Genomic DNA, 10,600 nt, shown 5'->3' with positions numbered 1-10,600 from the left:
TGGTTTTTCTGTGGTGTGGCTTGTGGTTTGGGGGCTAGGGAACACCCCCTCCTCCCCCCCCCCCCCCCCCCCCCCCCCCCCCCCCCCCCCCCCCCCCCCTCTCCCCTCCGTCCCCCGTCTGTCCCCCGCGTCATACCGGTCTCAGGGATTGGCCTGGACCAACATAAGGGCACGCCAAGCGATTGCCCCCGGTCGGGGGCCGCAGAAAACAGTGACGTTCGTCCCACCCCGCGACGGCACCGGGCAGCCGGTCCGCCGGGCAGCCGGTCCGCTCAGGGCCGGTCGAGACGCAGCCGCTCCGCCTTCGGCAGGCCCGCGACCACCAGGTCGTAGCTGTCCTCGACGAGCTCCCGCACCATCGCGTCGGGCAGGGCGTCGGGCCCGCCCACGGTCACGGTGTTCCAGTGCCGCTTGTTCATGTGCCAGCCCGGCACGATCGCCGCGTGCTCGGCGCGCAGCCGCACCGCCAGCTCGGGCTCGCACTTGAGGTTCACCTTCAGCGGCTCCGCGTCGAGCGCCGACAGGGCGAACACCTTCCCGAGCACCTTGAACACCGAGGTCTCGGGGTTGAAGGGGAACTCCTCCACCGCGGCGTTGAAACCGAGGCACAGCTCCCGCAGCTCTGCCGGGGTCATTCGCCCTCCTCGCCCTCGCCCTCGGCCTCCGCCGGGGACACGGGCTCCACGAGCACCGTCACGATCTTGTTCCGGCGGCCGGCAGGAGCCTCGGCCGTCAGCCGCAGGGGCCTGCCGTCGGGCAGCTCGACCAGCGCCGAGGCGCCCGCGATGGGTACCCGGCCGAGGGCCTTGGCCAGCAGTCCGCCGACCGTCTCCACGTCCTCGTCGTCGAAGGCCTCGACCTTGAACAGCTCGCCGAGGTCGGTGATGTCGAGGCGGGCCGTGACCCGGTAGCGGTCCTCGCCCAGGTCCTCGACGGGCGGCAGCTCCCGGTCGTACTCGTCGGTGATCTCGCCGACGATCTCCTCCAGGATGTCCTCGATGGTGACGATGCCGGCCGTACCGCCGTACTCGTCGACCACGACGGCGACGTGGTTGCGCACCTGCTGCATCTCCCGCAGCAGGTCGCCCGCGTTCTTGGTGTCCGGCACGAAGGCCGCGGGCCGCATGGCCGTCGAGACCAGGTCGGACTCCGCGTCCCGGCTGATGTGGGTCTTGCGGACCAGGTCCTTCAGGTACACGATCCCCACGATGTCGTCCTCGTTCTCCCCGGTCACCGGGATGCGCGAGAAGCCCGAGCGCAGGGCGAGCGTGGTCGCCTGGCGGATCGTCTTGTACCGCTCGATGCAGACCAGGTCGGTGCGCGGCACCATCACCTCGCGCACCAGCGTGTCGCCCAGTTCGAAGACCTGGTGCACCATCCGGCGCTCCTCGTCCTCGATCAGCGACTCCTTCTCGGCCAGGTCGACCATCGCGCGCAGCTCGGCCTCCGAGGCGAACGGCCCCTTGCGGAAGCCCTTGCCGGGGGTCAGGGCGTTGCCGATGAGGATCAGCAGCTGCGGGATGGGCCCCATGACGCGGGCGAGCGGCACCAGCACGTACGCGGCGGCCGTCGCCGTGCCGAGCGGGTGCTGGCGGCCGATGGTGCGCGGCGAGACGCCGACGGCCACGAAGGAGACCAGGACCATCACGGCGATGGCGGTGAGCAGCGCCTTCCAGTTCTCTCCGAGCGCGTCGAGGCACACGTACGTGACGAGCACCCCCGCCGCCATCTCGCAGGTCACCCGGACCAGCAGGGCGACGTTGAGGTAGCGGGTGGTGTCCTGGGCGACCTGGAGCAGCTTCTCGCTGCCGCGCCGGCCCTCCCGTACGGCCTGTTCGGCGCGGAAGCTGGACACCCGGGCGAGGCCCGACTCGGCGCAGGCCGCGAACCACGCGACCACCACCAGCAGGACCGCCCCGGTGATCAGTTGCGGGGCGGTCACGAGACGGTCGGGGCCGGGGAGGGGCCCGTCAGGCCGCGCTCGCTGCGCCAGCCGTCCACGATGGCCGCCTGGAGGCCGAACATCTCGGCCTTCTCGTCCGGCTCCTCGTGGTCGTAGCCGAGCAGGTGCAGCACCCCGTGGACGGTCAGGAGCTGGAGCTCCTCGTCCATGGAGTGCCGGGTCGGGGCCTCGTCGCCCTGCTTCTTCGCCACCTCGGGGCAGAGCACGATGTCGCCGAGGAGCCCCTGCGGGGGCTCCTCGTCGTCCTTGGCCGGCGGACGGAGCTCGTCCATCGGGAAGGACATGACGTCGGTGGGTCCGGGCAGGTCCATCCACTGGATGTGGAGCTGTTCCATGGCGTCCTCGTCGACGACGATGACGGACAGCTCGGACAGGGGGTGGATCCGCATGCGGGTCAGCGCGTAGCGGGCGATGTCGAGGATCGCCCGCTCGTCGACCTCGGTTCCGGACTCGTTGTTGACGTCGATCGACATGGTGCGCTGGGTTCTACTTCCGCTGGGAGCCGTTCCGGGCCGGCCGGGATTCCCGGTCCGCCTGGCTGTCGTCGTACTTCTCGTACGCATCGACGATACGGCCGACCAGCTTGTGCCGGACGACATCCTCGGACGTGAGCCGCGAGAAGTGGATGTCCGGGATCCCTTCGAGGATCGACTGGACCTGGCGCAGACCCGACTTGGTGCCGCCGGGGAGGTCGACCTGGGTGATGTCGCCCGTGATGACGATCTTCGAATCGAAGCCGAGCCGGGTCAGGAACATCTTCATCTGTTCCGGGCTCGTGTTCTGCGCCTCGTCGAGGACCACGAAGGCGTCGTTGAGGGTGCGGCCGCGCATGTACGCGAGCGGGGCCACCTCGATCGTCCCGTTGGCCATGAGCCGCGGGATCGAGTCCGGGTCGAGCATGTCGTGCAGCGCGTCGTACAGCGGCCGCAGGTACGGATCGATCTTGTCGAAGAGCGTGCCGGGCAGGAAGCCGAGCCGCTCTCCGGCCTCGACGGCCGGGCGGGTCAGGATGATCCGGCTGACCTGCTTGGACTGCAGGGCCTGGACCGCCTTGGCCATGGCGAGGTAGGTCTTGCCGGTACCGGCGGGGCCGATGCCGAAGACGATCGTGTGCTTGTCGATCGCGTCGACGTACCGCTTCTGGTTCAGGGTCTTGGGGCGGATGGTGCGGCCGCGGCTGGAGAGGATGTTCTGCGTGAGCACCTCGGCAGGGGTTTCCTGCGGACCGTTGCCGTTGTCACTGGCCCTGAGCATGGCGATCGAGCGTTCCACTGCGTCCTCCGTCATCGGCTGCCCGGTGCGGAGCACGAGCATCATCTCGTCGAACAGGCGCTGGATCAGACGGACTTCCGCTGCTTCGCCGATCGCGCTGACCTGGTTGTCCCGAACATGGATGTCGGCCTTCGGGAAGGCCTTCTCGATCACACGAAGCAGGGCGTCACCGGGACCGAGCACCGCCACCATGGGGTGGCTGGCCGGAACGGTGAAGTGGGCTCGCGCCTGTCCCTGCGCCGGTGTGTGAGCTGTCGATGTCTGAGTCATGGGCCGGCACTGTGGCCTGCACATACCTCCCGCTGAGGGGCCGCGCCGATCGACGACCTCCGGAGTACCAAGGGTACGTCGCCCCGGCGGCTGTACCGAGGGGTTTTCCAGCGCCCCTCCGGCCGGCCTCGGGCGGGCCGAGCACGGGTGTCCGTGCCCCGGTGCGGGGCGCCCGGGCCGCTACGCGAAGTGGCGGAAGCCGATCGTCGGCACCGCCCGGCGCCGCGGCCCCCGGGCCGCGTCCCGCGGGAGCAGCTCGTCGAGGAAGCCGTAGCGGCCGCGCAGCCCGTCCGGGGCGGTCCGCCACCAGTGGGCCACCTCGGCCCAGCCCGGGGCCGACAGGGAGCCGCCGAACTCCTGGACCGACAGGGCCGCCGTCAGGCCCGCGAAGGCGAGCCGGTCGACCAGCGGCCACCCGGCCAGCGTCCCGGTGACGAACCCGGCCATGTAGACGTCCCCGGCGCCGGTCGGGTCGAGCTCGTCCACCACGATCCCCGGCACCTCCGCCGTCTCGCCGGACCCCGAATCCACCGCGTACGAGCCCTCGGCACCCAGCGTGACCACGGCGACCGGAACCCGCTCGGCCAGCGCCCGCGCCGCCGCCCTCGGGCACTCGGTCCGCGTGTACCGCATCGCCTCCCCCGCGTTCGGCAGGAACGCGTCGCAGTGCTCCAGGTCTGCCAGTGCGCCGAGGTCCCAGCGGCCCGTCTCGTCCCACCCCACGTCCGCGAAGATCCGCGAGCCGCGGCGGGCCGCCTCCCCGATCCAACCGTCCGCCCGGTCCGGGGCCAGCGAGGCCACGGCTGCCCGGGTGCGCGGCGGGCACTGCGGGAAGGGGGCGGGGTCGGCCGGGGGCGGCGCCTCGTGGCCGTGCGAGATCATCGTCCGCTCGCCCTCGTACGCCATCGAGACGGTGACGGGGCTGTGCCAGCCGGGAATGGTCCGCGACATGGACAGGTCGATGCCCTCGCCCTGTTCCAGCGCGTCCCAGCAGTACTCGCCGTAGTGGTCGTCCCCGAAGGCCGCGGCCAGCGAGGTCCGCAGACCCAGCCGGGCGAGCGCGGTGGCCATGTTGGCCACGCCGCCGGGGCTGGAGCCCATGCCGCGCGCCCAGGACTCCGTACCGCGCACCGGGGCGGAGTCGAGGCCGGTGAAGATGATGTCGAGGAAGACCGTGCCGGTCAGGAAGACGTCGTACCCCGGGTCCTGGGGATCGCGCAGCGGACCGAGCGGGTCCACGTCGGCGCTGAGGCTGAGTCTGCTGTCCCGGTTGGTCACGGTGCACTCCCCGATCGGCGCGAAGGGTCGTCTCTGCCGGCGGCGGATTCCGGCGGAAGGCCGGCGGCCCCGCCCGTCCGGGCCGGACTCACAGCCCAGTGTGGCGTACGTCACCACCGGGCCGCTGCCCCACCAGGCGGGGCGCGGGCGCCCGCCCGCGCCCCCGTCAGTCCTGGCGCCGCTTGGGCAGCGGCACCCGGGCGAGGTCCGCGGCGACGGTCAGTTCGCCCTCGAAGCCGGCCGCGCGGGCCTGCCGCTCGAACTCGAAGGGGTCGCCGTACCGCTGCGAGAAATGCGTCAGCACGAGGTGGCGCACTCCGCCGTCGCGGGCGACGCGGGCCGCCTGGCCGGCGGTCAGGTGCCCGTGGTCGGCGGCCAGCTGCGCATCCTCGTCGAGGAAGGTGGACTCGATGACCAGCATGTCGCAGCCCTCCGCCAGGGCCTCCACGCCGGGGCAGAGCCGGGTGTCCATGACGAAGGCGAAGCTCTGGCCGGGCCGCAGCTCGCTGACGTCGTCGAGCGTGACCCCGTCCAGCCGGCCCTCGCGCTGGATCCGGCCCACGTCGGGGCCCTTGATCCCGTGCCGGGCGAGGAGTTCGGGCAGCATGCGGCGCCCGTCGGGCTCGGTGAGCCGATACCCGAAGGACTCCACCGGGTGGGACAGGAGACGGGCTTCGAGGACGTACGAGGGCCCCTCGGCCAGCGTTCCGTCCTGCGCCACGGGCTCCTCGCGCAGCTGGACGGTCTCCCGGTAGGCGGTGGCGTACCGGAGCCGGTCGAAGAACTTCTGCCCGGAGGCCGGGTAGTGCGCGGTGACCGGGTGCGGGACCTGGTCGAGGTTGATGCGCTGGATCACCCCGGCGAGGCCGAGGCTGTGGTCGCCGTGGAAGTGGGTGACGCAGATCCGGTTGATGTCGTGCGCGGCCACCCCCGCGCGGAGCATCTGCCGCTGGGTCCCCTCGCCCGGGTCGAAGAGGATCCCCTCGCCGTCCCACCGCAGGAGGTAGCCGTTGTGGTTGCGGTGGCGGGTGGGCACCTGACTGGCGGTGCCCAGCACCACGAACTCTCGTACGGACACGGCCTTATCCCGGCGGCCACTGCAGGCCGCGCCCGCCCAGGACGTGCGCGTGCGCGTGGAAGACCGTCTGGCCCGCGCCGGAGCCCGTGTTGAACACGATCCGGTAGCCGTGGCCGTCGATCTTCTCCTGGGCGGCGATGGCCCCGGCCTCGCGCAGCACGTCGGCGGCGAGCTCCGGCGCCCCGGCGGCCAGCGACGCCGCGTCGGGGTAGTGCGCCTTGGGGATGACGAGCACGTGCGTGGGCGCCTGCGGGTTGATGTCCCGGAAGGCGACGACCGTGTCGGTCTCCAGGACCACGGTCGCCGGAACCTGCCCCGCGACGATCTTGCAGAACAGGCAGTCCGCCTGCGGTTCGCCGGCCATCGATGCGCCTTCCGTGAGGTGGGGTGGTGAACCGGGCGGGCGGCCCGGATCGGTGTGGATCATTCTGGAGATCGTATCCGGCGCCGACCCGCCCCCACGGGGGATTTCAGGACCAGCGGCCGGTGCGAGCCAGCAGGACCGCCGCCGCCGCGGTGCCCGCCGTGGACGTGCGCAGCACCGAGGGGCCCAGGCGGAAGGGGTGGGCGCCCGCCTCGGCGAAGAGGGCCAGCTCCTCGGGCGAGACGCCGCCCTCGGGGCCGACCACCAGGACGACGGAGCCCGCGGCCGGGAGCTCGGCCGTGGCCAGGGCGCCCGACGGGTGGTCGCGGTCCTCGTGGAGCACCACCGCCAGGTCGGCGTCGGCCAGCAGGGCCGCGACCTGCTTGGTGGTCATGGCCTCGGCCACCTCGGGGAAGCGGACCCGGCGGGACTGCTTGCCCGCCTCGCGGGCGGTGTTGCGCCACTTGGCCAGCGACTTGGCGCCACGGTCGCCGCGCCACTGGGTGATACAGCGCGAGGCCTGCCAGGGGACGATCGCGTCCACCCCGGTCTCGGTCATCGTCTCGACGGCCACCTCGCCGCGGTCGCCCTTGGGCAGGGCCTGGACCACGGTGATCCGGACCTCCGGCTCGGGCTCACGGCCCGTGGCGGACACCACCACGGCCAGCCGGTCCTTGCCTTCCGCCGCCTCGACCACGGCCTCGGCCCAGCCGCCGCGGCCGTCGGTGAGGACCACCTCCTCGCCCGGGTTCAGCCGCTTCACGGACACCGCGTGCCGGCCCTCCGGGCCGTCCAGGACGAACTCCGGCCCCGCGGGGACCTCCTCGACCACGAACACGGGGGCGGTCATGACGTACTCCTCTGCTGCATCTCGTTCAACGTGCTCTGTGCCTCGGCCAGTTCCGCCGCCAGCACCTCCACCAGCTCCCCGGCCGGCATCGCCCGGGCCAGCCGGTGGCCCTGCCCGGCCCACAGGGCCATGCCCTGCGGGTCGCCGGCCGCGGCGGCCGCCTTGCGCAGCCCCGCGGTCATGTGGTGGACCTGCGGGTAGGCGGCGGGGGCGTAGGGGCCGTGCTCCCGCATGAAACGGTTGACCAGGCCGCGGGCCGGGCGCCCGGAGAACGCCCTGGTGAGCTCGGTGTGCGGGAACAGTGGGTCCGTCAGCGCCTTCTTGTGCAGCGGGTGCGCCCCGGACTCCGGGCAGGCGAGGAAGGCCGTGCCGAGCTGGGCCGCCTCCGCGCCGGCCGCCAGCAGCGCCGCGATCTGCGAGCCGCGCATCAGGCCGCCCGCCGCGATGATCGGGAGGGCCACCGCCTCGCGCACCTGCGCCACCAGCGCGAGCAGGCCGACCCCGGCCGTGGCGTCGGCCTGCGGGTCGTCGCGGTGGGTGCCCTGGTGGCCGCCCGCCTCCACGCCCTGGACGCAGACGGCGTCGGCGCCCGCCGCCTGGGCGGCGCGGGCCTCGTCGATCGAGGTGACGGTGACGATGCTGTACGTGCCCGCCGTGCGCAGGGAGGCGATGACGGCGGCCGTGGGGCAGCCGTAGGTGAACGACACCACCGGGACCGGGTCCTCCAGGAGGATCGCCAGCTTGGCGTCGTAGCCGTCGTCGCTGGTGCCGAGGGTGTCCTCTTCGGCGATCGAGACGTCGTACCAGGTGGCCTCGCCGGCGAGTTGGCCGCGGTAGGCCTCGACGGCGGCCTGGTCGACGGGGCCGGTCTGCGGCATGAAGAGGTTCACGCCGAACGGGCGGCGGGTGAGCGCGCGCAGCCGTTTGACCTCCTGGTACATGCCGTCGGCGGTCTTGTAGCCGCCGGCGAGGAAGCCCAGGGCGCCCGCCTCGCACACGGCGGCGGCGAGCGGCGGACAGGAGGCCCCGCCCGCCATGGGAGCCTGCACGATCGGGTACCGGTGGAGACCGCTCAGTGCCAAGGACATGTCCAGCATCGTGCCACGTCCCGCCCACGGCGCCGAATCTCCGCGATCGCCCCCGCCATCACCCCGCCCGACCGGTGTCCCGGCAGGAGCGCCGAGCCCGGCCCGGGGTATCCCCGGACCGGGCTCGTACGTCGTGCACGCGGTCTCCCGCGGGCGGCTCAGCGGCCGTTGAACGCGTCCTTCAGACGGCTGAAGAGGCCCTGCTGGCCCGGCGCGAACTGGCCCATCGGCCGCTCCTCGCCGCGCAGCTTGGCGAGCTGGCGCAGCAGCTCCTCCTGCTGGGCGTCCAGCTTGCCCGGGGTCTGCACCTCGACGTGGACGATCAGGTCGCCGCGGCCGCCGCCGCGCAGGTGGGTCACGCCCCGGCCGTGCAGCGGGATCGACTGGCCGGACTGGGTGCCGGGCCGGATGTCGACCTCCTCCATGCCGTCGAGCGTCTCCAGCGGGCACTTGGTGCCGAGGGCCGCCGCCGTCATGGGGATGGTCACCGTGCAGTGCAGGTCGTCGCCGCGCCGCTGGAAGATCGGGTGCGGCAGCTCGTGGATCTCGACGTACAGGTCGCCGGCGGGGCCGCCGCCGGGGCCGACCTCGCCCTCGCCCGCGAGCTGGATCCGGGTGCCGTTCTCGACGCCGGCCGGGATCTTGACCGTGAGGCTGCGGCGGGAGCGGACCCGGCCGTCGCCCGCGCACTCGGGGCACGGGGTCGGGACGACGGTGCCGAAGCCCTGGCACTGGGGGCAGGGGCGCGAGGTCATGACCTGGCCCAGGAAGGACCGGGTGACCTGCGAGACCTCACCGCGGCCGCGGCACATGTCACACGTCTGCGCCGAGGTGCCGGGCGCCGCGCCCTCACCGGAGCAGGTGGTGCAGACGACGGCGGTGTCGACCTGGATGTCCTTGGTCGTACCGAACGCGGCCTCGTCCAGCTCCAGGTCGAGGCGGATCATGGCGTCCTGGCCGCGACGGGTCCGCGAGCGCGGTCCGCGCTGCGCCGCCTGGCCGAAGAAGGCGTCCATGATGTCCGAGAAGTTGCCGAAGCCGCCCGCGCCGAAGCCGCCCGCGCCACCGGCGCCGCCCGAGGAGGACAGCGGGTCCCCGCCGAGGTCGTAGACCTGCTTCTTCTGCGGGTCCGAGAGGACCTCGTACGCGGCGTTGATCTCCTTGAAGCGCTCCTGCGTCTTCGGGTCCGGATTCACGTCCGGGTGGAGTTCGCGCGCCAGGCGGCGGAAGGCCTTCTTGATCTCGTCCTGCGATGCGTCGCGGCGTACGCCGAGTACGGCGTAGTAGTCCGTGGCCACTTACGACTCCGCCAGGATCTGTCCGACGTAACGTGCCACTGCGCGTACCGCTCCCATCGTTCCGGGGTAGTCCATGCGGGTCGGTCCGACCACGCCGAGTTTGGCGACACTCTCGCCGCCCGAACCGTAGCCGACCGACACGACGGACGTGGAGTTCAGTCCCTCGTAAGCGTTCTCATGTCCGATTCGTACAGCCATGCCTGATTCACTGGCCTCGCCGAGCAGCTTGAGGAGCACGACCTGCTCCTCCAGCGCCTCCAGCACCGGCCTGATCGTCAGGGGGAAATCATGTCCGGAGCGCGTCAGATTGGCGGTACCGCCGATCATCAGCCGCTCCTCCGCCTCCTCCGCCAGCGTCTCCAGCAACGTCTGGAGCACGGTCGCGACCGTGCCCCGGTCGTCCGGCTCGAAGGCCTCCGGGAGGTCCTGCACGAGCCGCGGCACATCGGTGAACCGGCGGCCGACGACCCTGCTGTTGAGCCGCGCCCGCAGATCGGCGAGCGAGCTCTCGGCGAACGGCGCCTGGCAGTCGACCAGCCGCTGTTCGACCCGGCCGGTGTCGGTGATCAGCACCAGCATCAGGCGGGCCGGCGCCAGCGCGAGCAGTTCGACGTGCCGGACCGTGGAGCGGGTCAGCGACGGGTACTGCACGATCGCGACCTGCCGGGTCAGCGTCGAGAGCAGCCGCACCGTCCGGCCGATGACGTCGTCGAGGTCGACGGCGCCGTCGAGGAAGTTCTGGATGGCCCGGCGCTCCGGCGTCGACAGCGGCTTGACGTCCGCCAGCTTGTCGACGAAGAGGCGGTAGCCCTTGTCCGTGGGGATCCGGCCGGCACTCGTGTGCGGCTGGGCGATGTAGCCCTCCTCCTCCAGGACGGCCATGTCGTTGCGCACGGTGGCCGGCGAGACGCCGAGCTTGTGGCGCTCGGTCAGCGCCTTGGAGCCGACCGGCTCCTCCGTCCCGACGTAGTCCTGGACGATGGCGCGGAGCACCTCGAGTCTGCGTTCGCTGAGCATCGCGCACACCTCCAGCTGTGATGCGGGTCGTCGTGGTCCACTGCTTCTGGCACTCGCCTCGTCGGAGTGCCAGCGATCCCCCGGCCAGTGTACGGCCGGGTAGTGCACGGCTAGCAAGGGTG

Annotated in this window: 11 protein-coding genes; all 11 read right to left on the bottom strand. The window is 72.3% G+C overall.

The window, feature by feature from the left end:
* Window positions 1–272: 272 nt before the first annotated feature.
* The 11 genes from ACZ4VL_RS22805 to hrcA all read right to left on the bottom strand — a co-directional run bounded on the left by ACZ4VL_RS22805 (window position 273) and on the right by hrcA (window position 10,478).
* Window positions 273–635 (bottom strand): MmcQ/YjbR family DNA-binding protein, encoded by a 363-nt coding sequence (locus ACZ4VL_RS22805; protein ID WP_385848764.1) that lies wholly within the window; start codon window positions 633–635, stop codon window positions 273–275.
* Window positions 632–1,942, bottom strand: coding sequence for a hemolysin family protein (locus ACZ4VL_RS22800; protein ID WP_468202797.1), 1,311 nt, complete (start codon window positions 1,940–1,942; stop codon window positions 632–634). Before ACZ4VL_RS22800 ends, ACZ4VL_RS22805 begins: the two co-directional genes overlap by 4 nt.
* Window positions 1,939–2,436, bottom strand: a complete 498-nt coding sequence (gene ybeY / locus ACZ4VL_RS22795) for an rRNA maturation RNase YbeY (protein ID WP_361083911.1) — start codon at window positions 2,434–2,436, stop codon at window positions 1,939–1,941. Before ybeY ends, ACZ4VL_RS22800 begins: the two co-directional genes overlap by 4 nt.
* A 13-nt stretch (window positions 2,437–2,449) precedes the next feature.
* Window positions 2,450–3,505 (bottom strand): PhoH family protein, encoded by a 1,056-nt coding sequence (locus ACZ4VL_RS22790; protein ID WP_468202793.1) that lies wholly within the window; start codon window positions 3,503–3,505, stop codon window positions 2,450–2,452.
* Window positions 3,506–3,685: 180 nt separating this feature from the next.
* The gene (locus ACZ4VL_RS22785; protein ID WP_468202790.1) at window positions 3,686–4,783 is read right to left on the bottom strand and encodes a carbohydrate kinase family protein; all 1,098 of its coding nucleotides are present in this window, start codon (window positions 4,781–4,783) and stop codon (window positions 3,686–3,688) included.
* A gap of 166 nt (window positions 4,784–4,949) precedes the next feature.
* Window positions 4,950–5,861 carry a ribonuclease Z gene (locus tag ACZ4VL_RS22780; RefSeq protein ID WP_452939546.1) on the bottom strand — a complete coding sequence of 304 codons (912 nt, stop codon included), beginning with the start codon at window positions 5,859–5,861 and terminating at the stop codon, window positions 4,950–4,952.
* 4 nt (window positions 5,862–5,865) lie between these two features.
* Window positions 5,866–6,225, bottom strand: a complete 360-nt coding sequence (locus ACZ4VL_RS22775; RefSeq protein WP_468202854.1) for a histidine triad nucleotide-binding protein — start codon at window positions 6,223–6,225, stop codon at window positions 5,866–5,868.
* A 106-nt stretch (window positions 6,226–6,331) separates the two neighbouring features.
* Entirely contained in the window at window positions 6,332–7,075 is a 744-nt protein-coding gene (locus ACZ4VL_RS22770) for a 16S rRNA (uracil(1498)-N(3))-methyltransferase (RefSeq protein WP_468202786.1), read from the bottom strand.
* Window positions 7,072–8,163, bottom strand: coding sequence for a nitronate monooxygenase (locus tag ACZ4VL_RS22765; RefSeq protein WP_468202785.1), 1,092 nt, complete (start codon window positions 8,161–8,163; stop codon window positions 7,072–7,074). The genes ACZ4VL_RS22770 and ACZ4VL_RS22765 overlap by 4 nt, the downstream gene beginning before the upstream one ends.
* A 158-nt stretch (window positions 8,164–8,321) precedes the next feature.
* The gene (gene dnaJ / locus ACZ4VL_RS22760; protein WP_468202782.1) at window positions 8,322–9,461 is read right to left on the bottom strand and encodes a molecular chaperone DnaJ; all 1,140 of its coding nucleotides are present in this window, start codon (window positions 9,459–9,461) and stop codon (window positions 8,322–8,324) included.
* Window positions 9,462–10,478 (bottom strand): heat-inducible transcriptional repressor HrcA, encoded by a 1,017-nt coding sequence (hrcA, locus tag ACZ4VL_RS22755; RefSeq protein WP_468202779.1) that lies wholly within the window; start codon window positions 10,476–10,478, stop codon window positions 9,462–9,464. It abuts the gene before it with no gap.
* Between the last annotated feature and the right edge of the window lie 122 nt (window positions 10,479–10,600).

Source organism: Streptomyces sp. NPDC029014, assembly GCF_055564695.1.
Note: the sequence above shows the minus strand (reverse complement) of the source record. Positions and strands in the feature narration are given on the sequence as shown.